The organism is Pseudomonas sp. JQ36, assembly GCF_053851495.1.
The window spans coordinates 2,787,532-2,809,442 of record NZ_CM132642.1 but is presented as its reverse complement, the minus strand read 5'-3'; the positions used below and the strand labels follow the sequence as shown (position 1 = coordinate 2,809,442).

The 21,911-nt window shown below is 60.3% G+C and carries 16 protein-coding genes; 8 read left to right on the top strand and 8 right to left on the bottom strand.

Annotation, left to right across the window (positions count from 1 at the left end; all coding sequences use genetic code 11):
- The first annotated feature begins 82 nt into the window (after positions 1–82).
- The gene (locus ACS4NR_RS12535) at positions 83–316 is read left to right on the top strand and encodes a hypothetical protein (RefSeq protein WP_003226592.1); all 234 of its coding nucleotides are present in this window, start codon (positions 83–85) and stop codon (positions 314–316) included.
- A 94-nt stretch (positions 317–410) separates the two neighbouring features.
- Here the strand turns inward: ACS4NR_RS12535 and sulA are convergent, their stop codons facing one another.
- Both sulA and lexA read right to left on the bottom strand, forming a co-directional pair.
- Complete coding sequence (sulA, locus tag ACS4NR_RS12530) at positions 411–884, bottom strand: SOS-induced cell division inhibitor SulA (RefSeq protein ID WP_095140033.1); 474 nt, start codon at positions 882–884, stop codon at positions 411–413.
- 10 nt (positions 885–894) lie between these two features.
- Positions 895–1,503 (bottom strand): transcriptional repressor LexA, encoded by a 609-nt coding sequence (gene lexA, locus ACS4NR_RS12525; RefSeq protein WP_003226590.1) that lies wholly within the window; start codon positions 1,501–1,503, stop codon positions 895–897.
- Between the two features lie 230 nt (positions 1,504–1,733).
- On the opposite strand from lexA, the gene ACS4NR_RS12520 reads away from it, so the two are divergent.
- The 4 genes from ACS4NR_RS12520 to ACS4NR_RS12505 all read left to right on the top strand — a co-directional run bounded on the left by ACS4NR_RS12520 (position 1,734) and on the right by ACS4NR_RS12505 (position 7,662).
- Positions 1,734–2,441, top strand: coding sequence for a TetR/AcrR family transcriptional regulator (locus ACS4NR_RS12520; protein WP_007961819.1), 708 nt, complete (start codon positions 1,734–1,736; stop codon positions 2,439–2,441).
- A gap of 158 nt (positions 2,442–2,599) precedes the next feature.
- Positions 2,600–3,610, top strand: coding sequence for a beta-N-acetylhexosaminidase (gene nagZ / locus ACS4NR_RS12515; RefSeq protein WP_456020268.1), 1,011 nt, complete (start codon positions 2,600–2,602; stop codon positions 3,608–3,610).
- A gap of 11 nt (positions 3,611–3,621) precedes the next feature.
- Positions 3,622–4,359: an S-methyl-5'-thioinosine phosphorylase gene (locus ACS4NR_RS12510; protein ID WP_456020267.1), complete on the top strand. Its 738-nt coding sequence runs from the start codon at positions 3,622–3,624 to the stop codon at positions 4,357–4,359.
- A gap of 9 nt (positions 4,360–4,368) precedes the next feature.
- The gene (locus tag ACS4NR_RS12505) at positions 4,369–7,662 is read left to right on the top strand and encodes a DEAD/DEAH box helicase (RefSeq protein WP_456020266.1); all 3,294 of its coding nucleotides are present in this window, start codon (positions 4,369–4,371) and stop codon (positions 7,660–7,662) included.
- Between the two features lie 124 nt (positions 7,663–7,786).
- On the opposite strand, the gene ACS4NR_RS12500 is transcribed toward ACS4NR_RS12505, so the two are convergent.
- Genes ACS4NR_RS12500 through mfd form a run of 3 tightly spaced genes read right to left on the bottom strand, consistent with a single transcriptional unit; the run spans position 7,787 to position 14,515 of the window.
- Positions 7,787–10,477, bottom strand: a complete 2,691-nt coding sequence (locus ACS4NR_RS12500) for a DEAD/DEAH box helicase (protein WP_456020265.1) — start codon at positions 10,475–10,477, stop codon at positions 7,787–7,789.
- A gap of 11 nt (positions 10,478–10,488) precedes the next feature.
- Positions 10,489–11,055 carry a CsiV family protein gene (locus ACS4NR_RS12495; protein ID WP_456020264.1) on the bottom strand — a complete coding sequence of 189 codons (567 nt, stop codon included), beginning with the start codon at positions 11,053–11,055 and terminating at the stop codon, positions 10,489–10,491.
- A gap of 10 nt (positions 11,056–11,065) precedes the next feature.
- A complete protein-coding gene (mfd, locus tag ACS4NR_RS12490) occupies positions 11,066–14,515 on the bottom strand; it encodes a transcription-repair coupling factor (RefSeq protein WP_095140039.1) in 3,450 nt (1,149 codons plus the stop codon).
- 354 nt (positions 14,516–14,869) lie between these two features.
- On the opposite strand from mfd, the gene ACS4NR_RS12485 reads away from it, so the two are divergent.
- The gene (locus ACS4NR_RS12485; RefSeq protein WP_095140040.1) at positions 14,870–16,333 is read left to right on the top strand and encodes a glyceraldehyde-3-phosphate dehydrogenase; all 1,464 of its coding nucleotides are present in this window, start codon (positions 14,870–14,872) and stop codon (positions 16,331–16,333) included.
- A gap of 182 nt (positions 16,334–16,515) precedes the next feature.
- Here ACS4NR_RS12485 and tcuC read toward each other — a convergent pair whose 3' ends face one another.
- A complete protein-coding gene (tcuC, locus tag ACS4NR_RS12480) occupies positions 16,516–17,823 on the bottom strand; it encodes a tricarballylate/proton symporter TcuC (protein ID WP_456020263.1) in 1,308 nt (435 codons plus the stop codon).
- 72 nt (positions 17,824–17,895) lie between these two features.
- On the opposite strand from tcuC, the gene ACS4NR_RS12475 reads away from it, so the two are divergent.
- Both ACS4NR_RS12475 and sthA read left to right on the top strand, forming a co-directional pair.
- Complete coding sequence (locus ACS4NR_RS12475; protein ID WP_456020262.1) at positions 17,896–18,945, top strand: FAD:protein FMN transferase; 1,050 nt, start codon at positions 17,896–17,898, stop codon at positions 18,943–18,945.
- Between the two features lie 197 nt (positions 18,946–19,142).
- On the top strand, positions 19,143–20,537 hold the full coding sequence (sthA, locus tag ACS4NR_RS12470) for a Si-specific NAD(P)(+) transhydrogenase (protein WP_003226580.1): 1,395 nt from the start codon (positions 19,143–19,145) through the stop codon (positions 20,535–20,537).
- A gap of 42 nt (positions 20,538–20,579) precedes the next feature.
- On the opposite strand, the gene ACS4NR_RS12465 is transcribed toward sthA, so the two are convergent.
- The gene (locus ACS4NR_RS12465) at positions 20,580–21,302 is read right to left on the bottom strand and encodes a glycerophosphodiester phosphodiesterase (protein WP_253149818.1); all 723 of its coding nucleotides are present in this window, start codon (positions 21,300–21,302) and stop codon (positions 20,580–20,582) included.
- Between the two features lie 14 nt (positions 21,303–21,316).
- Entirely contained in the window at positions 21,317–21,898 is a 582-nt protein-coding gene (locus ACS4NR_RS12460) for a PilZ domain-containing protein (protein ID WP_039772787.1), read from the bottom strand.
- Positions 21,899–21,911 lie beyond the last annotated feature (13 nt).

Sequence of the window (21,911 nt, the reverse complement as noted above, 5' to 3'; positions counted from 1 at the left end):
GAAACATGCTGCTGGTCAAGATCCCGAGCGAAGCCTGAATGATGTCTATATAATCCCTGCCTTTCGTGGAGAACAGACCTATATGCCAACGTCCTTTCTAGAAATTGTCGAGTTACCAGATGGCCGAATCGAGCTGCGCAGGGCTGAGGACGAGGGTTCTCTGGTGACGCTGGATTTCTCCGAGGATGCCAAGGCGTTCCTGCAAGGCCAGCACGTGGAAATCGCCAAGGCGATGTTGAGCGTCGGCGTTCAGATGGCCGGTCGTATGGTCGAGGGCGAATTTGATAAGGAAGAAGGGCCGCGGGTTCTTCACTGAACCCCGCCTGTAGGCGCTTGCCGCTACCGCATCAAGTCGGCTTCTCTGTCCCTGGAGAAGCCATGCGCTTCACACAGCGCGCGTTACAAGTGAATCAACCCAGTCGAATGTTCAGGCTCTGAGCGTCGCCCGTGCGGGCTGCGCTGATCAGTTGTTGCCGTGAACTTGTGTTCAGCGGATTGAGCCAGGTTACCACCGTGTGGCTACGACCCAGGCGCAGTGCTTCGCAGGCCAGTTGCTGAGCGCTTTGCGCGCCACGTGGTTGCAGCAGCAGAATGCGTTCACGGTTCAGGCCGGCCTCTCGCAGCCAGGTTTGGGTCAGGCTGGCTGGAGGGGCGATCAGCGTCAGCCAGCGTGCATCCTGATCCTCGCTCAGTTCGCGAAGAATCGGGGCGAGCAGGTTCAGGCAGTTCCCGGCCGCACCGCGCAGTGACAGCTCACTGAATACTTCCGGTTCGGCAATCCATGGGCGCTCGACCACATCCTTCAGGATCGGCGCCATCGGTTGTGCCAGAAACGCTTCGAATAAAGGCAGTTGTGTTTGCTGAGGTGCGTGTGGGAACTGCATAAAACCTCCTTTAGCGGCGGATTACGCCGACACTCAAGCCTTCGATCACCAGTTCCTGATCTTTCAGGTCGACTTCGATAGGGGCGAACTCAGGGTTTTCGGCAATCAGCCAGACTTTGCTGCCTTCGCGCTTGAAGCGTTTGACCGTCACTTCATCGCCGATGCGTGCTACCACCACTTGGCCGTTGCGGGCCTCGCGGGTGGTATGCACCGCCAGCAGGTCACCGTCGAAAATGCCGATGTCCTTCATGCTCATGCCGTGTACGCGCAACAGGTAATCGGCCCGTGGGTGAAAGAACGCAGGATTGATGTTGCAGGACTCTTCGATGTGCTGCTGGGCGAGGATCGGTGCGCCGGCAGCGACCCGGCCAATGATCGGCAGGGTAGAGTCGTCAGCCTTGGCTTCGAAGCCCGGGATGCGAATACCCCGGGAGGCGCCCGGAGTCATTTCGATTGCACCTTTGCGGGCGAGGGCCTTGAGGTGTTCCTCCGCCGCGTTGGGCGACTTGAAACCCAGTTCCTGAGCGATTTCCGCGCGGGTTGGCGGGTAGCCGTTGTCTTCGAGGCAGCGTTTGATAAAGGCCAGAATCTCGGCTTGGCGTGGCGTCAGCTTTAGCATATTGATCGCTCTGTCTTTTTATACAGTGACTGGGATTATATACAGTGAAACCGTCTTGGCAATGCCCGTTTTTTTTGCAGCCCGCCGGACGGTCGGTTGCCGTGCTTATTAATGCGCCGGGCGAGTGTGGTTAAATAGCTGACCGACCATTCCCAAAACGGACTGGCAGGCTTGACAAGGCACAGGCTGAAACGTATGTTTCAAACAAGTGTTTGTCAGGCGGAGTAGCCATGGCCCAGTCGGAAACCGTTGAACGCATTCTTGATGCTGCCGAGCAGTTGTTCGCGGAGAAAGGTTTCGCTGAAACCTCATTGCGTTTGATCACCAGCAAGGCCGGGGTAAATCTGGCGGCAGTGAACTATCATTTCGGCTCCAAGAAAGCCCTGATTCAGGCGGTTTTCTCGCGCTTCCTCGGGCCGTTCTGCATCAGTCTCGATAAAGAGCTGGAGCGTCGTCAGGCCAAGCCGGAAAACAAGCCGACGCTTGAAGAACTGCTTGAAATCCTCGTTGAACAGGCGCTGGTGGTACAGCCACGCAGCGGTAACGACCTGTCGATCTTCATGCGCTTGCTCGGTCTGGCGTTCAGCCAGAGTCAGGGGCACTTGCGTCGTTATCTGGAAGACATGTACGGCAAGGTGTTCCGCCGCTACATGCTGTTGGTCAACGAAGCCGCGCCGCGCATTCCTCCCATCGAGCTGTTCTGGCGTGTGCACTTCATGCTCGGCGCTGCGGCGTTCAGCATGTCCGGGATCAAGGCCTTGCGCGCGATTGCCGAGACGGATTTCGGCGTCAACACCTCGATCGAACAGGTGATGCGCCTGATGGTGCCGTTCCTCGCCGCCGGCATGCGTGCCGAAACCGGTGTCACCGACCCGGCGATGGCGACTGCGCAACTTCGCCCGCGCAGCAAATCGACCCCGGTGGCCGCCAAGGTTTAACCGCGCACGGGTGGGCGCGGCTGCTTGTATCCGCTAAGCTAGCCGCCCATGCCGACTCTCGTTCTGAACCCGAAATCCATGGAAATTGCCAACCTGCCGAGCATTGCTCACGGTAGCGATTTCTCGCGGATCGGGTTTTTCGTTTTCAAGGAATCTCTATGACTGCTGGCCTGCAAGGCTCGTTGATGGTGGACGTCGCCGGTACCTGGCTGACGGCCGAAGATCGCCAACTGTTGCGTCAGCCCGAAGTGGGCGGCCTGATCATTTTCGCGCGTAACATCGAGCACCCGCGCCAGGTGCGTGAGCTCAGCGCAGCGATTCGAGCGATTCGCCCGGATCTGCTGCTGGCAGTCGATCAGGAGGGCGGTCGCGTGCAGCGCCTGCGTCAGGGCTTTGTGCGCCTGCCGGCCATGCGTGCCATCGCCGACAACCCCAACGCTGAATACCTCGCCGAGCAGTGCGGCTGGATCATGGCCACCGAAGTGCTGGCGGTCGGCCTCGACCTGAGTTTCGCCCCGGTGCTGGATCTGGATTACCAGCGCAGCGCCGTAGTCGGCACCCGTTCTTTCGAAGGCGATCCCGAGCGCGCCGCGTTGCTCACCGGCGCCTTCATTCGCGGCATGAACAGCGCGGGTATGGCTGCGACCGGCAAACATTTCCCAGGTCATGGCTGGGCGGAGGCGGACTCCCACGTCGCGATTCCGAATGACGAGCGCAGCCTCGACGAGATCCGCGCCAACGACCTCGTACCGTTCGCCAGGCTCAGCAAACAACTGGCCGCTGTGATGCCCGCCCACGTTATCTATCCGCAAGTCGATTCGCAGCCGGCCGGGTTCTCCCGCCGCTGGTTGCAGGACATTTTACGCGGCGAGTTGCAGTTCGATGGCGTGATCTTCAGCGACGATCTGTCGATGGCCGGCGCCCATGTGGTCGGCGATGCAGCCAGCCGTATCGAAGCCGCGTTGACTGCCGGCTGCGACATGGGCCTGGTGTGCAACGACCGCGCGGCAGCCGAACTGGCCTTGAGCGCTGCGCAACGGATGAAGGTCAAGCCATCCGCGCGCATCGCGCGGATGCGCGGGCAGTCGTTCGCCAGCACCGACTACCGCCAGGATCCACGCTGGCTCACCGCCATCGGCGCGCTCAAAGACGCTCAACTGATCGATTAAGGATTTTTGCTATGACGGTTTACGCAATCATCGGTGGCACCGGCCTGACACAACTCGACGGCTTGACCATTCGCCAGTCGCTGGCTGTGGACACGCCCTACGGCGCGCCATCGGCCGACGTGCAGATCGGCGAATACGCCGGCCAGGAAGTGCTGTTCCTCGCCCGTCACGGCCATCCGCACCGTTTCCCGCCGCACAAGGTCAACTACCGCGCCAACCTGTGGGCGCTGAAGCAGGCCGGCGCCGAGGCGATCATTGCGGTCAACGCGGTGGGCGGGATTCATTCGGCCATGGGCACCGGGCATTTCTGCGTGCCGCACCAGATCGTCGATTACACCAGCGGTCGCGAACACACGTTTTTCGCCGATGATCTGGAGCACGTCACCCACATCGATTTCAGTTTCCCTTACAGCGAGCCGCTGCGTCAGCAACTGATCGCCGCACTGGCGGCCGAAGGCTGTGAATACAGCGATCAAGGCGTGTATGCCTGCACTCAGGGCCCGCGTCTGGAAACCGTGGCGGAGATCGTGCGTCTGGAGCGCGATGGCTGTGACATCGTCGGCATGACCGGCATGCCGGAAGCTGCACTGGCCCGCGAGCTGGATCTGGATTACGCCTGTCTGGCGCTGGTGGTTAACCCGGCAGCGGGAAAAACCACCGAAGTAATCACCATGGCCGAGATCGAGCAGGCCTTGCATGACGGCATGGGCAAGGTTAAGTCGGCGTTGGCGCGGGTGTTGGCCGGCTAAGGACTGCCCATGAGCATTATCATCGAACAGCTTAAGTCGTTGGCCTGGGCCCGGGCATTCACTAGCAACGCGCTGGCCAAGGCTCGGGCTTATGCCGCCGATGATCGGGTAGAGATCATCGAGATCGATGACAGAAAGATCGAGGCGTTCTGCGTCGGTTCGGAAGATCAGGCGTATGAACAAACCATTTACCTGTCCGAAGATCGGCTGGGTTCCGTCAACTTGCGTTGCCTGTGCACCTGTCCTGTCTCAATCGACTGCAAACACTGCGCTGCGGTGCTCTATCACCTGCAGGGCAGTGATCATGAAGCGTCCGAAAGTAACGCACAGACCCAGTTGGGGCGGGCGCTGGAACATTGGCTTTCGACCATTCCCGTGCCGGCCAAGCCCATCGAAGAAGGCGCGCAAACTGCAGGCACGCGCCTGTTTTACAAGCTCAAGCCGACGTCAGTGAGCGGCAAGTGGCTGCTCGATATTTTCAAGGTCTCCCAGCTCAAGAGCGGCGAGTTGCGCGAAGTCAAACCGATGTATTCGCTGGCGGAAATGCTCATGCGTCAGCCCGGCTACCTGTCCGAGCTGGATCTGCGCGTCGCCAGGCTGCTGGTTGCCATGCACTCCCATCACGCCTATTACAGCGGCTATCCGCTGGAAGGCTGCAGCGGCGCCGAACTGCTGGAAATGCTCCTGCGCACCTCGCGGCTGTTCCTCGATTTCGAGGATCTGCAACCGTTGATGTCTGGCGCGAAACGCATCGGCCAGTTCGCCTGGGCCGAGCAGGCCGACGGCGGGTTCCGCGCGCAGTGGAGCAGTGCCGAGGCTGCGCAGGAAACCGTGCTGGCGCTGGAGCCGCTTTATTACCTGGATCGTGAACAGCGGCAGATTGGCCCTCTGTTCAATGAACTGGATGAAAAACTGGCCAGTCATTTGACTCTGGCGCCGGACATTCCGGCGCGTCAGGCCATGCAGTTCAGTCATCGCATGAGCGCCGCAACGAGAATCCCGCCGCCACACCAACTGACCGAACGAATCATCGACGACGTACTACCGCAGCCGCAACTCACCCTCGTCAGCGGTCGGGAGCGCTCGCGCTGGGAATACGTTCTTGAGCACCGCGCCGCCCTGGTGTTTACCTACAACGGCCAGCCGACGGTGGATCGCAACCCGGAAGTAATGATCCTCAACGGCACCGAAACCCAGCGCATTCAACGCCAGCCTGCGGTGGAAAAGAAACTGCGTCAGATCCTGCAAAAGTTCGGCTTCAAGAAAACCACGCGCAAGAGCTCGCTGGATCGTCCCGGCGAAATGTTCACGTTGCCGGATGATTCCGCCTGGCTCGGGTTTATGCACGAAGGGCTTGCCACGTTGCGCGCCTCGAACTGGGAAGTCGAGATGAGTCCCGGCTTTCATTTCAATGTGCAGCCAGTCGAGCATTGGTACGCGGAGGTCGAGGAAGAGGCTGGGCATCAGTGGTTTGATTTGCAGTTGGGTATCGTCGTCAATGGCCAGCGCTACAGTTTGCTACCGATCCTTCTGCACTTGTTGCGCACCCAGCCGCGCTTGCTTGACCCGGTCAATCTTGCACAACGCAGCGATGACGAAAAACTCCTGATCGAACTGAAGCCCAGCGGTTTTGGCGACCCATCGGGCGCCAAGGTCGCGCTGCCGCTGAGTCGGATCAAACCGCTGATGGCCACGCTGGGCGAGTTGTACCTGGGCGGTCATCAGGGCGATGCACTGCGCTTGAGTGTCCCGGACGCCGCGCGCTTGAGTATGCTTGATGGCGTACCGCTGGATTGGCAGGGTGGCGAGCGGCTGCGCACCTTTGCCAAGCGCCTGCAGGATGCCAGTCACACCCACGTTGCTGCGCCGGCCGGCCTTAACGCGCAACTGCGCCCGTATCAGCTCGAAGGTCTGAACTGGATGCAAACCCTGCGCGAGCTTGAAGTAGGCGGCATTCTGGGCGATGACATGGGGCTGGGCAAAACGCTGCAAACCTTGGCGCATCTGCTCACGGAAAAACACGCCGGACGCCTCGATTGCCCGGCACTGGCGGTGATGCCGACCAGCCTGATTCCCAACTGGCTCGACGAGGCCGAGCGTTTCACCCCCCAGTTGAAAGTATTGGCGCTGCACGGCTCGGGGCGGCAAAAGGATTTCGCTGATCTGGCTGGATACGATCTGGTACTGACCACTTACGCTTTGCTGCCGAGGGATCTCGAGGTTCTACAGCCGCAGTTGTGGAGCGTGCTGATTCTCGACGAAGCGCAGAACATCAAGAACCCGCTCAGCAAAGCCGCGCAGGCCGCACGCGATTTGCAGGCCCGCCAGCGCTTGTGCCTGAGCGGCACGCCATTGGAAAACCACTTGGGCGAGCTTTGGTCGCAGTTTCATTTCCTCATGCCCGGTTGGCTCGGCGACAGCAAGTCCTTCAATCGCGATTACCGCACGCCAATCGAGAAGCACGGCAATGTTCAGCGTATGCAGCACCTGACAGCGCGCATCAAGCCGTTTTTACTGCGCCGCAAAAAGGATCAGGTGGCCACCGAACTGCCGCCGAAAACCGAAATCATCCATTGGGTTGATCTCAGTGACGGCCAGCGCGATGTCTATGAAACCGTTCGCGTGGCGATGGACAAGAAAGTGCGCGACGAAATTGCCCGCAGTGGTGTGGCGCGCAGTCAGATCATCATTCTGGATGCCTTGCTCAAGCTGCGTCAGGTCTGTTGCGACTTGCGCCTGATCAAGATGCCGCTGACGGCGAAGGCACTGCGCTCCGGCAGTGGCAAGCTGCTCAGTTTGATGGAGATGCTCGAAGAGCTGCTCGGCGAAGGTCGCAGGATCCTGCTGTTCTCGCAGTTCACCTCAATGCTCGCCTTGATTGAGGAAGAACTGCAGCAACGTGACATTGCCTTTTCGCTGCTGACCGGTGACACCACGGATCGTCGAACACCGGTGAAGGATTTTCAGGGCGGCAAGGTGCCGCTGTTTCTCATCAGTCTCAAAGCGGGTGGTACCGGTTTGAACCTGACCGCTGCTGACACGGTGATTCACTTCGACCCTTGGTGGAACCCGGCGGTGGAGAATCAGGCCACCGATCGTGCGTATCGAATCGGGCAAAACAATCCGGTGTTCGTTTACAAGCTGATCGCTCGCGGCACAGTAGAGGAGAAAATCCAGGCGTTGCAGCAGGAGAAAGCAGCGTTGGCCGGGGCGGTGCTTGAAGGTGGTACGACGGGTGGATTCAAACTGGAACAGAGTGATATCGAAGCGCTGTTTGCGCCGTTACCCGCTTCCAGGCAGTAAGCTTCAGTTTGAACCTTCAACCGAGGTGATCCGTTCGCGAGCAGGCTCGCACACAAGGGGAAATGCGATCCAACTGTGGGAGCGGGCTTGCTCGCGAAAGCGATCTAGCAAAAAATTGCAAATCTCAACGCTTGTCGAACTTGTCCGGTAACGGCGCAAACAGCGCTTCAATATCATCGCTCTGCAGTTTCCAGTCCCCGGCCTTGCGCCCATCCAGCACGCCTGCCGCCAAGTCGGATTTTTCCTTCTGCAGGTGCTGAATCTTCTCTTCCACCGTGCCCCGGGCAATCATCTTGTAGACGAACACCGGTTTCTCCTGGCCGATTCGATAGGCGCGATCGGTCGCCTGGTTCTCGGTGGCCGGGTTCCACCACGGATCGTAATGAATCACTGTGTCCGCTTCGGTCAGGTTCAAGCCGACGCCGCCGGCCTTCAGGCTGATCAGAAAGATCTGACGCTTGCCGCTCTGGAACTCCTTCACCGGCGTGCGCCGATCGCGGGTCTGGCCAGTCAACAAGGCGTAGGCGACGTTGCGTTTTTTCAGTTCCTCCTCAATCAGCGTCAGCATCGAGGTGAACTGCGAGAACAACAGAATCCGCCGACCTTCCTCAAACAGCTCTTCGAGCATTTCCATCAGGCTGTCGAGCTTGCCCGAGGTGCTGCCGCGGGCGGGCAGGGTGGCGTCGTTGACCAGGCGCAGATCGCAGCAGACCTGACGCAGTTTGAGCAGGGCTTCAAGAATGATGATCTGGCTGCGCGCCACGCCCTTGCGAGTGATCTCGTCGCGGACTTTCTTGTCCATCGCCAGACGCATGGTTTCGTACACGTCGCGCTGAGCTTCGTTGAGATCGACCCAGTGGATGATCTCGGTTTTGGGCGGCAGTTCGGTAGCCACCTGTTCCTTGGTGCGGCGCAGCAGAAACGGTTTTATCCGGCCGTTGAGGTGCTGCAGTCTGACTTCGCTGGCGCGTTTTTCGATCGGCACGCGGTAGTCGGCATTGAAGCTTTTCACGTCGCCCAGCCAGCCCGGCAGTAGAAAGTGGAACAGCGACCACAATTCACCCAGGTGGTTTTCCAGCGGTGTGCCACTCAGGCACAGGCGCTGACGCGCGTTGAGTTCGCGAGCGGCCTGCGCGGCCTTGCTGTTGGGGTTTTTGATGTACTGCGCTTCGTCGAGCACCAGAACGTGCAGCGGCTGTTGTGCCAGCCGTTCGACGTCCTTGGGCAGCAGTGCATAGGTGGTCAGGATCAGGTCGAAGTCGGCCAGATGCTCGAAATGCTTTTTACGGCCGGCTCCGTACAGCGCGACCACTTTCAGTTGCGGCGTGAAGTGCGCGGCCTCATCGAGCCAGTTCGGGATCAGGCTGGTGGGCATCACCACCATGCACGGTCGATCCAGGCGCCCGGCGTTTTTCTCACTGAGAATATGCGCCAGGGTCTGTAGGGTTTTACCCAGACCCATGTCGTCCGCCAGAATCCCGCCGACCTCAAGCTGACGCAGGGACTGCATCCAGCTCAAGCCTTCGAGCTGATAGGGACGCAACGTCGCGTTCAAGCCCTTCGGCGCTTTGGCGCTGAAGTCGCGAATGTCGCGCAGGCGTTGGGCGAAGCTGCGAATCTGTTCGCCGCCTTCCCACAACAGGGGAAGGCCTTCCAGCGAATTGAGCCGCGTGGCGTCGGCCTTGCTCAGGCGCAGGGTGGTTTCGCCCGGCTCCTGCAAGTAGAACTCGCCCAGCGTCGCCAGTACCGGTTTCAGTCGGCCCAGGGGCAGCGCCACTTGCAGTGGCCCGTGCTCACTGTTGCGTTGCGCAATATTGACCAGAATCAGCTCGTCATCGCGTCGCCGCGCCAGGCGTTCCGGGTTGAGGATTTCCGCGTGCGAGCGCATCAGGTTGAGCAGGATCGGCAGCAGGCTCAGGCGTTCGCCATTGACGATGATCCCCAATTCCAGATCGAACCAGTCGCGCTCCGGCGCCTGTTCGACGGTGGCGTACCAGTCGTCGACGGCGGTCAGGTCGAAACCGAACTCCTCGTCGATCTGCAATTCCCAACCTTGGGTGCGCAGCTTCGGCAACTCGTTGAGGGTGAACGTCAGCCAGGCGCTGTCGTTGACCATTTCATACAGCTCACCGGCGCTTTCGGGCAGCGCTTTGCTCTGGCGCGTGGCGATGCGAAAGCCGAGGATTCTTAACTGTTCACGGTAGGACTGTTCGACTTCAGGGTGGCGTTTTATCCGCAGGGTCTGGGTTTCCTGACGAATCAGAATGTCGCTGTTTTTCTGCCCGCTGACGTACTCATCCAGATAGCTGAACGACAACGCCGCCCGATGCTGGATGTAGCGCTGCATCTTGCCGTTGCGCGGTTCGAACGCGCTGAACTCGACGCTGGCCAGCCACAGGCGCGGCAGCGGTTGCACGTTGTCCACCAGCACTTGCGGTGGCGCTTTGGGGCTACGGTTCTCCAATACGGCCTGGAGCTTTTCCAGCAGTTCGGCGTCTTTGGCGGCGGCAGGGTATTCGAGGGTTTCCTGCACTTGCAGCAGCACCGCAGCGCAGTGCTTGCAGTTGTTGCGCACCGGGCAGGTACAGGTGGCGTCAACCAGCAGCAGGGTGTCTTTGGCTGACTCGCGCAGGTGAATGGTCTGACGGTAGACGTTACCGCCAGAGCCTTCGCAACTGGCGGTGATGGTCGCATCGCCGACCTGCGCGATGCGTACCCGGTTCTCAAGGGCGTAGCGGCGGCCACGCTCCAGGCTCTGTTCCTTGAATCGGCTGACCCAGGAGGGTGCCAACGGTTTACTCAGGGGCGGGGGCATAAGGACTTCGATCAGTCCGGAATCGCTTCAGGGGCTTGCCGTGGGGCGGGCGCCGTCAGGGAAGTGATCTTGATCAGCAGCGCCAGGTGCCCGTTGTCGAGATAGTTGAGCTGGCCGTTTTTGGTGTGGCTGTCCTGCTTCAGGCGTTCGCTGGCGGTGACCATGCCGTTGGCGTCGATCTGGTTGACCCAGAAGTCGGCATTCACGTCGGTGAAGCGCCCGAGTTTCATTTCCAGGGTGCCCTCGATCGGGAACTGGCCGAACTGCTCCTGGCCGTCGCTGACCGCAACTTTAGTCGGCGCTTCGCCGAGGGTCTGCTGCCAGGCCTTGTGCATCAGCACGCTGTAATCACCGCTGGCGCTGAGTTTGCTGGCAACGTCGCCGAGTGCAGGCGTGCGCAGGCTGTCATCGCCCAAGCGTTGGGCGCCAGCGGCCCAGTCTTCCGGGGCGGCACGGCTGACGATAGCCGGCACGGCGTTTTGCCGCACCAGAATCATTTCGACCATGTAGGTGTCATCGGCAAACGCCATCGGTGCTACGAAAGTGAGTAGCAAAGTCAGTGAGCGAAACAGGCGCATGCGGCGTCCTTCAAACAGTTTTCGGGAGGAGGCGCTCGAACAGCGCCTCTACAGTATTAAAGCGCTCTTCCGGGCGTTCCATCGGCACCTGGAACTTGAACATCGTAGCGCCTTCGAATTTGTAGCGTTTTGGCTGAGTCTGGATCAGTTTGATCAAGGTCATCGGATCGACTGGCGTCTGCGCGGCGAACTCGATGCGCCCACCCTGCGGGCCACCATCGACTTTCTTGATGCCCAGCTGCTCGGCCTGCAATTTCAGCGCAGTGATGCGCACCAGATTCTTGGTTGGCTCCGGCAGCAGACCGAAACGGTCGATCATCTCCACTTGCAGGTCCTTCAAGCCTTCCTCGTCGGTGGCCGACGCGATGCGCTTGTATAGGATCAGACGGGCGTGGACGTCCGGCAGATAATCTTCCGGAATCAGCGCCGGCACCCGCAGGTTGACCTCCGGGCCACCGCCGAGCGGTTGATCGAGGTTCGGCTGTTCGCCCTTGCGGATCGACTTCACCGCGCGTTCGAGCATCTCCATGTACAGCGTGAAGCCCACGGCCTGAATCTGCCCGCTCTGGCCATCGCCGAGCAGTTCGCCGGCGCCACGGATCTCCAGGTCGTTGGTCGCCAGCACGAAACCGGCGCCCAGATCCTGGGTGTTGGCAATCGCTTCCAGACGCTTTTCCGCGTCCGAAGTGATTTGCTGACGCGGCGGTGTCAGCAGGTAAGCATAGGCCTGGTGGTGACTGCGGCCGACGCGTCCGCGCAACTGGTGCAACTGCGCCAGGCCGAACTTGTCGGCGCGCTCGATGATGATGGTGTTGGCGCTTGGCACGTCGATGCCGGTCTCGATGATGGTCGAGGCGATCAGCACGTTGAAGCGCTTGTGATAGAAGTCGCTCATCACCTGTTCGAGTTCGCGTTCGCGCATCTGCCCGTGACCGATGCCGATCCGTGCTTCCGGCACCAGTTCGGCGAGATCCGCCGCGCATTTCTCGATGGTCTTCACGTCGTTGTGCAGGTAGTACACCTGACCACCGCGCAGCAGCTCACGCAGCAAGGCCTCTTTGACCGTGCTCTTGTTCTGCTCCATGACGAAGGTGCGCACCGACAGGCGTCGCGCCGGCGGGGTGGCGATGATCGACAGGTCGCGCATGCCCGACACCGCCATGTTCAGCGTGCGCGGAATCGGCGTGGCGGTCAGGGTGAGAATGTCGACTTCGCTGCGCAGGGCCTTGAGCTGTTCTTTCTGCCGGACACCGAAGCGGTGTTCTTCGTCGATGATCACCAGACCAAGGTTTTTTATCTTCACATCGTCGGACAGCAGCTTGTGCGTACCGATGACGATGTCGATCTTGCCTTCCGCCAGATCGGCAATCGCCGCGTTGACTTCCTTGGCCGACTTGAAGCGACTCATCACTTCCACGGTCACCGGCCAGTCGGCGAAGCGGTCGCGGAAGCTGTTGTAGTGTTGCTGGGCGAGCAGGGTGGTCGGCACCAGAATCGCTACCTGACGCCCGCCGTGCACGGCGATGAACGCGGCGCGCATCGCCACTTCGGTCTTGCCGAAACCGACGTCGCCGCAGACCAGGCGATCCATTGGTTTCGGCGCGAGCATGTCTTCGCGCACGGCTTCGATGGTCGCTTGCTGATCCGGGGTTTCTTCGAACGGGAAGCCGGCACTGAAGGTTGCGTAATCGGCTTTCGGGTCGGCAAATGCATAGCCTTCGCGCGCGGCGCGACGGGCATAGATGTCGAGCAGCTCAGCAGCGACATCGCGAACCTGTTCGGCCGCCTTGCGCTTGGCTTTCTGCCAGGTCTCGGAGCCGAGGCGGTGCAGCGGCGCCAGTGAGTCGTCGCTGCCGGTGTAACGGGCGATCAGGTGCAGGTTGGCCACCGGCACGTAGAGCTTGGCGTTCTCCGCATATTCCAGGGTGAGGAATTCGGCCGCCTGATTGTCGATTTCCAGAATCGTCAGGCCCAGATAACGCCCGACACCGTGATCGATGTGCACCACCGGCGCGCCTTCGCGCAGTTCGGTGAGGTTCTTGATCACCGCATCGTTGTTGGCGTCGGCGCGTTTTTCGCGACGGCGGCGCTGCATGACGCGCTGACCGAACAGCGGACTCTCCGCCACCAGCGCCAGCGCCGGGTCGTCGAGCATCAAGCCTTCGTCGAGCGGGGCAATGGTGATTGCCAGACGATCCTTGCTTGAAACGAAATCCGGCCAGCTGTCGACGGTTTTCGGCCGCAGCTTCAGACGTTCCAGCAGCTCCAGCAGGACTTCACGCCGGCCCGCGGATTCGGCGGTGAACAGCACGCGTCCGGGGAATTCGTCGAGGAATGTCGAGAGCGCCGCCAGTGGTTGTGTGGCCTTGGCTTCGATCGCCAGGTTCGGCAGCGCTTGCGCCGGGAAGCGCTCGCGACCGGCACCGGATTCGACGTCCTGCTGACTGGCGACTACCCGTGGCCAGCTCTTGAGGCGGGCGAAGCAGTCTTCTACCGGCAAGAACAATTCTGCGGGCGGCAATAAAGGACGCGATGGATCGACGCGGCGCTCTTCGTAGCGATTGCGCACGTCGTTCCAGAAATTTTCCGCCGCTTGTTCGATGCCCGGCAGCGAGAACACTTGGGTGTCCTGCGGCAGGTAATCAAACAACGTCGAAGTTTCATCAAAGAACAGCGGCAGGTAGTACTCGATACCGGCGGGCGTGATGCCGCTGCTCAAGTCCTGGAAGATCGGGCAGCGCCGGAAGTCGACGTCGAAGCGCTCGCGAAACCGCGCCTTGAAGCGGGTCACCGCATCTTTCTGCAGCGGAAATTCTCGCGCCGGCAGCAGCTTGACCGATTCGACCTTGTCGATGGAGCGCTGGTTTTCCGGGTCGAAGGTGCGCAGGGTTTCGATTTCGTCGTCGAACAGGTCGATGCGATAGGGCAGTTTGCTGCCCATCGGGAACAGGTCGATCAGCGCACCGCGTACGGTGAACTCGCCGTGCTCGTAGACCGTATCGACGTAGCGATAGCCGCTGGCTTCGAGTCGCGAGCGCATCTGTTCGACATCGAGCTTCTGCCCGACATCCAGCACCAGACTGCTGCCGAGCAGGAATTTGGTCGGCGCCAGGCGGTGCAGGGCGGTGGTGATTGGCACCACCAGCACGCCGTGCGCCAGTTCCGGCAGTCTATAAAGGCTGGCGATACGCTGGGAAATGATGTCCTGGTGCGGCGAGAACAGATCGTACGGCAGGGTTTCCCAGTCGGGAAAATGCAGCACGGGCAAATCCGGGGCGAAGAAACTCAGCTCCTGTTCCAGCCGTTCGGCACTCTGGCTGTCGGCGGTCAGTAGCAGGGTGAAGCGCTTGGCAGCGCTGGCAGCCTCGGCAATCGCCAGGCTCAGGGCGGCACCGGGCAGGTTGCCCCAGTGCTGTTTACCTGCCTCGGCAGGGAGAAGCGGTAGACGCAGAACAGGCACGGAAGGTTGAGCTCCAGGCGTTGCGACAAAGTCGGTAATTGTAGCGGCGTCAGGTGCCGGCTGTCAGTTGCAGACTGCGTCTATCTTCGCGGTTTGCGCGAAATGTAGTGGTAACCATAAAAACGAGCACTTTTTTAGTGGTTATGTAGTGCCGAAATCGACTCGTGTTACGGAGGGTTACAGACATCGTCTAACAGTCGTCGAAAAATTGACTGCGCTGAAAGCCCCGGTTTTACTGGGCTGGCGCGAGGCGTAATTTTTTTGAACGGAATTTTGTTACCGATTGCGCGACAAGCGCGCATTGCTACAAGAGGTTCTCGGCGGCATAATGTAGCCCCTTTTTTCTGCCCCTACATGTGGAAGGTTCCCGTGACTCAGAAGCCCGACCAGTGTCTTGGTGAATGGATCGACCGTGAAGCACTCGCAGAAGCGATGATTCCGCTTATCGGTCAGCTCTACCGCAATAACAACGTGGTGAGCTCGATCTATGGCCGCAGCCTGATCAACCAGTCTGTCATCGCGATTCTCAAAGCTCACCGCTTTGCTCGCCACCGTTCCTCCGACGATAGCGAACTCTCCGTCCACGAAACATTCCCTCTGCTTAAAGCCATGAGCGAGCTCAAGCTCGGCGCGGCTTCGGTAGACCTGGGCAAGTTGGCGTTCAAATTCCGCAGCGAAGGCAATGGCCGCAGCGCCGAGCAGTTCGTGCGTGAAGAACTGGCTGACGTGGTTGGCCAGCAAAACGCTTCGGCCCGCAAAGGCACTGACGTTGTGCTGTACGGCTTCGGTCGTATCGGGCGTCTGCTGGCGCGCATCCTGATCGAGAAAACCGGTGGTGGCGACGGTCTGCGTCTGCGTGCCATCGTCGTGCGCAAGGGCGCCGAAAACGACCTGACCAAACGCGCCAGCCTGCTGCGTCGCGATTCGGTACACGGTCCGTTCAACGGCACCATCGTCATCGACGAAGAAAACAACACCATCACCGCCAACGGTAACCTAATCCAGGTGATCTACGCGAAGAACCCGACCGAGGTGGATTACACCCAGTACGGCATCAAAGACGCGCTGCTGGTAGACAACACCGGTGTATGGCGTGACGCCGATGGCCTGGGCCAGCACCTGCAATGCCCGGGTGTCGCTCGCGTTGTGCTGACCGCGCCTGGCAAAGGCAAGCTGAAGAACATCGTTCACGGTATCAACCACAACGAAATCACCGCTGACGACAAGATCGTGTCTGCCGCTTCCTGCACTACCAACGCCATCGTGCCGGTGCTGAAGGCTGTGAATGACAAGTTCGGCATCATCAACGGTCACGTCGAAACCGTTCACTCGTACACCAACGACCAGAACCTGATCGACAACTTCCACAAGGGCGATCGCCGTGGCCGTTCCGCCGCGCTGAACATGGTCATCACCGAGACCGGTGCTGCCACCGCTGCTGCCAAGGCTCTGCCTGAATTGGCCGGCAAGCTGACCGGTAACGCGATCCGCGTTCCGACGCCAAACGTGTCGATGGCCATTCTCAACCTGAACCTTGAGAAAGCCGCCAGCCGTGAAGAGATGAACGAGTACCTGCGCTACATGGCGCTGCACTCCGATCTGCACAAGCAAATCGACTTCGTCAACTCGCAGGAAGTGGTGTCCACGGACTTCGTGGGTTCGCGTCACGCCGGTGTGGTCGACGCTGAAGCGACCATCGTTCAGGACAACCGCGTTGTGCTGTACGTCTGGTACGACAACGAGTTCGGCTACAGCTGCCAGGTGGTTCGCGTGATGGAAGACATGGCTGATGTAAATCCGCCAGCGTTCCCGCGCTAAGCACTCGCTGCACATGAAAACGCCCCGACTTCGGTCGGGGCGTTTTTTTATGCCTGCTGAATCTCTATTGCCTGTGCCGGCCTCTTCGGGAGCAAGCCCCCTCCCACTAGGTCTGGCGGTGTTCAAACAATCGTGTTGGCACCACCGGACCCTGTGGGAGGGGGCTTGCTCCCGAAGGCTTCTTATCGGGCGCCACCAGCCACAGCCGCTTGCGCTGTCCGCAGTTCATGCTTGTTGCCGCGGAACAGCACCAGCGTCGCAATCAACCCCAGCACCGCCGCGCCGCTGAGCCAGATCCCCGGCGCAGCCTTGTTGTCCAGCACATGAATCAGGTAAGTACAGGCTGCCGGTGTAAAGCCGCCAAAGGTCGCCGTCGCCAGGCTGTAAGCCAACGAGAACCCGGTGGTACGCACTTCCACCGGCATGATTTCGGTCAGCGCCACCACCATCGCGCCGTTGTACGAGCCGTACAGGAACGACAGCCACAGTTCGACTATCAGCAAATGACTGAAGCTCGGGTTCGCCACCAGCCACGACAGTGCCGGGTAAGCGGTCAGGATCGCCAGAAGGGTCGCCGCCAGCAGTAGGGGTTTGCGCCCGATCTTGTCGGACACCGCGCCCATCACCGGCAGCCAGAAGAAGTTCGACAGACCGATGCACACGGTCACCAGCAGCGCGTCGAAATCCGACAGATGCAGTTCAGCCTTGCCGAAGGTCGGGGTGTAGGCGGTGATCAGGTAGAACGAAACCGTGGTCATCACCACCAGCGCCATGCCGGCGATGACGATGCCAAAGTTCTGGCCGATCGAACGGACGATTTCCCGCAGGGTAGGGCGATGTTTACGCGCCTGGAATTCCGGCGTTTCTTCCAGCGAGCGACGAATCACGAAGATCACCGGAACGATCATGCAGCCGATCAGGAACGGCACGCGCCAGCCCCAGTCACCCATCTGTTCCGGGCTCAGCCAGTGATTGAGGCCAACACCGAGCAGGCCGGCGAACACCACCGCCGCTTGCTGGCTGGCGGACTGCCAACTGACGAAAAAGCCCTTGCGGCCCGGCGTGGCGATTTCCGCCAGATAGACCGAAACACCGCCCAACTCGACGCCGGCCGAGAAGCCTTGCAGCAAGCGACCGAACAGTACAATCAGCGGCGCAGCAACGCCGAGGGTGGCGTAGCCCGGCACACAGGCGATAAGCACTGTGCCAGCAGCCATCAACGCCAATGTGATGATCAGGCCTTGGCGACGACCGTGGCGGTCAATATAAGCGCCAAGGAAAATCGCTCCCAATGGACGCATCAGGAAGCCGGCGCCGAAAGTCGCCAGCGAAAGCATCAGCGAGGCGAAGGCGCTGTCGGTGGGAAAGAAGGTCTTGGCGATCGCCGTGGCGTAGAAGCCATAGACCATGAAGTCGAACATCTCGAGAAAATTGCCGCTGACAACGCGAAAAATCGCTTTGCCTTTGCCTTTGCCCGTGGTCGAGGACATTTTCAGTTACTCATTATTGGTTTCTGATGACGCGTTGCATCCGCTGGGGAGCGTGCGGGCCTTTGATCCATAATGGCCGGCGCGCTTTTATGGGGAGATGAAGAATTGTTCACTGGACGGTGGGTTTGGCTTGTGAGTACTGCGGTGGTCCTCGCTGCCTGTGGCAACGGTGATTCCATGGAAAGCTTTGGGGGGCCGACCATGGGCAGCACGTATTCGATCAAGTACGTGCGACGCGCAGGTAATGCCGAACCGGCGCACGTGCGCCGGGAAGTAGAGGGCATCCTCGCGGAAGTGGATCGGCAGATGTCGACCTACCGCAACGACTCCGACATTGAACGCTTCAATGCCTTGCCGGCGAACAACTGTCAGACCATGCCGGCCTCGGTGCTCGAACTGGTTCGCGTCGGCGAACAGCTGTCAGCGCAAAGTGAAGGTTCCTACGACCTGACTGTCGAGCCGCTGATGAATCTTTGGGGGTTCGGCCCGCAAGGGCGTGAAGAGAAAGTCCCCAGTCCCGCCGCACTGGCCGAAACCCTGCAGCGGGTCGGCTCCCGTCATTTGCATATCGACGGCGACCGTTTATGCAAGGACGCCGCTGTCGAAGTCGACTTCAACAGCATCGCTGCCGGCTACGCCGTTGACACCATCGCCGCCCGGCTCGAAGCCCTGGGCATCCACGATTACCTCGCCGAAGCTACCGGCGAGCTGAAGGCCAAGGGCAAAAAACTCGACGGCTCGCCATGGCGCATCGCCCTGGAAGCGCCACGCGACGATCAGCAAGTCGCCGAGCGCATCATCAATGTTGATGGCTACGGCGTGTCCACGTCCGGTGATTACCGCAACTATTTCCTGCAGGATGGCCGGCGTTATTCCCACACCTTCGATGCGCGGAGCGGGGCACCGGTCCTACACAACCTGGCGTCAGTCACGGTGATTCATCCTTCAGCGTTGATGGCCGATGGACTATCGACGCTGTTGCTGATTCTCGGGCCTGAAAGGGCTTGGGACTATGCCGAAAAATACGACATTGGTGCATTCTTCGTGATTCGTGCCGATACAGGTTTTGTTATCCGCACCAGTGCAGCTTTCGAGCGCCTCAGTGGCGCAAAAGTTGACTGAAAACAGTACGAAAGCTGGCGTTGTAGTGCAGGCAAAAGTAGCCTACGACGCGACCAAGGGTTAATGTGCGCGGCGTTGACGCTTCTATAGACTGTGTCCGGGTTCTTTACTGACCCCCAATTGTTCCTTCGCGCCGCGATTCGGCGTGATTTAGCCGCAGGTGCTGCTGGCACCGCGGCCTGTTCTGAGGAGTACGCATGGCTGTCTACAACTACGACGTGGTGGTGTTGGGTTCCGGCCCGGCGGGAGAAGGCGCGGCAATGAACGCCGCCAAAGCAGGGCGCAAGGTGGCGATGGTCGACAGCCGTCGCCAGGTCGGCGGTAACTGCACCCACCTCGGTACCATCCCGTCCAAGGCCCTGCGTCACTCGGTGCGGCAGATCATGCAGTTCAACACCAACCCGATGTTCCGGGCAATCGGCGAGCCGCGCTGGTTCTCCTTCCCGGACGTGTTGAAAAGCGCTGAAAAGGTTATCTCCAAACAAGTCGCTTCGCGCACTGGCTACTACGCCCGTAACCGCGTTGACGTGTTCTTCGGCACCGGCAGCTTCGCCGACGAGCAAACCATCGAAGTGGTCTGCGCCAACGGTGTTGTCGAGAAGCTGGTGGCCAAGCACATCATCATCGCCACCGGTTCGCGCCCGTACCGCCCGGCGGACATCGATTTCAATCACCCGCGTATCTACGATAGCGACACCATCCTCAGCCTCGGCCACACCCCGCGCAAACTGATCGTTTACGGCGCTGGCGTGATCGGTTGCGAATACGCCTCGATCTTCAGCGGTCTGGGGGTACTGGTTGAACTGGTGGACAACCGTGGTCAGTTGCTGAGCTTCCTCGACTCGGAAATTTCCCAGGCGTTAAGCTACCACTTCAGCAACAACAACATCACCGTGCGCCACAACGAGGATTACGATCGCGTTGAAGGCGTGGACAACGGTGTGATCCTGCACCTCAAGTCCGGCAAGAAAATCAAGGCCGATGCCTTGCTCTGGTGCAACGGCCGTACCGGCAACACCGACCAGCTCGGTCTGGAAAACATCGGGGTCAAGGTCAACAGCCGTGGCCAGATCGAAGTCGACGAGGCTTACCGCACCTGCGTGCCGAACATCTACGGCGCCGGCGACGTGATCGGCTGGCCGAGCCTGGCCAGTGCCGCCCACGACCAGGGTCGTTCGGCTGCCGGCAGCATCGTCGATAACGGTAGCTGGCGCTTTGTGAATGACGTGCCGACCGGCATCTACACCATTCCGGAGATCAGCTCGATCGGCAAGAACGAGCAGGAGCTGACGCAGGCCAAGGTGCCGTACGAAGTCGGCAAGGCGTTCTTCAAGAGCATGGCGCGTGCGCAGATCGCCGGCGAGCCGCAAGGCATGCTGAAGATCCTGTTCCACCGTGAAACCCTGGAAGTGCTGGGCGTTCACTGCTTCGGTTATCAGGCGTCGGAGATCGTGCACATCGGTCAGGCGATCATGAGCCAGCCGGGCGAGTTGAACACCCTGAAGTACTTCGTCAACACCACGTTCAACTACCCGACCATGGCCGAAGCCTATCGGGTAGCGGCGTACGACGGCCTCAACCGGCTTTTTTGACGGGCTCCGGCCGGTGGCCTGAGCCGGCCGGGGAGACCGATTTCAGCAATTCTCGAGGGTGGCAGTGGCCAAACCGGGAAAGTCTGTAATCAGGCTGTCAACGCCGAAGTCGGCGAGTCTGCGCATCAGCGCAGGCTCGTTGACGGTCCACACCGACACATGCAGCCCCTGACGCTGCGCCTTCTGCAGGCGTTCCGGCGTACACAGCGTCCAGTTCAGCGCCAGAATCTCACAGCCATAGCTGGCGGCGACCTTCAACGGGTCGAGCCAGGCGTATTCGGCCACCAGTCCCCGTGACACGTCCGGTACCAAGTCCAGTGCCGCTTTCAGCACTTCCCGCGAACTCGACGTGATTGTCACCTTGTCCAGCAGGCCGTGGCGCTGAGCCATTTCACGAATTGCCAGCACCGTGGTGGCCGCGCGGGTGCGTGAAGCGCTTTTGACTTCAAGCTGCCAGTGCTCGAAATCACACTTCTCGAACAGCTCTTCCAGCGTCGGAATCGGGCACGGCTTGATCCAGCCCGGGCCGCCCTTGCGCGCGTCGTAGGTCACCAGTTCGGCGGCGCTGTGCTCGACGACTTTGCCGCGCCGCTCGGTGGTGCGTTTTAAGGTGGGGTCATGGATGACCATCAACTCGCCGTCCTTGGACAGGTGCAAGTCAAGTTCGCAACGGCGCACGCCGTGCTTGAGACATTCCTGAAAACTGGTCAGGGTATTTTCCGGTGCTTCGCCCTTGGCGCCGCGGTGGCCGTAGATGAGGGTCACGGTGCTTCCTTAATTTAAATGCCGGATTCGTTCTGTTCACGGGCCAGGCGTCGTTCCTGGGCCTGTTTCTGCAAGATATAGCGGGCGAGCAACTGACGCTGGGCGTCGGTCAAGTGTTCGAACTCGGTGCCGACGTCGTAGCCGTCGCCCTTGCGGTCGCAATGGGTGACCCGGGCGCGCAGCAGCAGGCCCAGCGCCTGGGGCATCAGCACCAGTTTCACCGACAGGTGCGCGCCGGTGGCGATTGGGGTCGGGTGCTGAAAGTCGATCCCGCCTTCGGAGATGATCACCGGTTGTGGCTCGCCGATATGGCCGAGCACGGTCAGGGCGACCACCTGGCTGAGCAGGTCGATGCGTTTGTTCTGGGATTTGAGGAACGCAGCGATCGCCCGGTCGCGCTCGCTGATCTGGCGCAACAGGTGCTGCGACTCGAATTCGCTCAGGTGCAGTTCGCTGAGCAGGTTGAACAGCGGGGAAGCATCCTGCAACACTTCCTGGCCTGCGGCTTCGGGAGCGGACAGGGGCCGAATTTCCAGTGCGATCGTGTCCTCGATACGGTAGTATTCGCGGCGATCTTCTTCATCTAATGTCGACATGGCGAACCCATGG

Coding starts and splice junctions, on each gene's coding strand:
- ACS4NR_RS12535 (WP_003226592.1), top strand. CDS start 83: ATGCCAACGTCCTTTCTAGAAATTGTCGAGTTACCAGATGGCCGAATC.
- sulA (WP_095140033.1), bottom strand. CDS start 884: ATGCAGTTCCCACACGCACCTCAGCAAACACAACTGCCTTTATTCGAA.
- lexA (WP_003226590.1), bottom strand. CDS start 1,503: ATGCTAAAGCTGACGCCACGCCAAGCCGAGATTCTGGCCTTTATCAAA.
- ACS4NR_RS12520 (WP_007961819.1), top strand. CDS start 1,734: ATGGCCCAGTCGGAAACCGTTGAACGCATTCTTGATGCTGCCGAGCAG.
- nagZ (WP_456020268.1), top strand. CDS start 2,600: ATGACTGCTGGCCTGCAAGGCTCGTTGATGGTGGACGTCGCCGGTACC.
- ACS4NR_RS12510 (WP_456020267.1), top strand. CDS start 3,622: ATGACGGTTTACGCAATCATCGGTGGCACCGGCCTGACACAACTCGAC.
- ACS4NR_RS12505 (WP_456020266.1), top strand. CDS start 4,369: ATGAGCATTATCATCGAACAGCTTAAGTCGTTGGCCTGGGCCCGGGCA.
- ACS4NR_RS12500 (WP_456020265.1), bottom strand. CDS start 10,477: ATGCCCCCGCCCCTGAGTAAACCGTTGGCACCCTCCTGGGTCAGCCGA.
- ACS4NR_RS12495 (WP_456020264.1), bottom strand. CDS start 11,055: ATGCGCCTGTTTCGCTCACTGACTTTGCTACTCACTTTCGTAGCACCG.
- ACS4NR_RS12485 (WP_095140040.1), top strand. CDS start 14,870: ATGTGGAAGGTTCCCGTGACTCAGAAGCCCGACCAGTGTCTTGGTGAA.
- tcuC (WP_456020263.1), bottom strand. CDS start 17,823: ATGTCCTCGACCACGGGCAAAGGCAAAGGCAAAGCGATTTTTCGCGTT.
- ACS4NR_RS12475 (WP_456020262.1), top strand. CDS start 17,896: ATGGCCGGCGCGCTTTTATGGGGAGATGAAGAATTGTTCACTGGACGG.
- sthA (WP_003226580.1), top strand. CDS start 19,143: ATGGCTGTCTACAACTACGACGTGGTGGTGTTGGGTTCCGGCCCGGCG.
- ACS4NR_RS12460 (WP_039772787.1), bottom strand. CDS start 21,898: ATGTCGACATTAGATGAAGAAGATCGCCGCGAATACTACCGTATCGAG.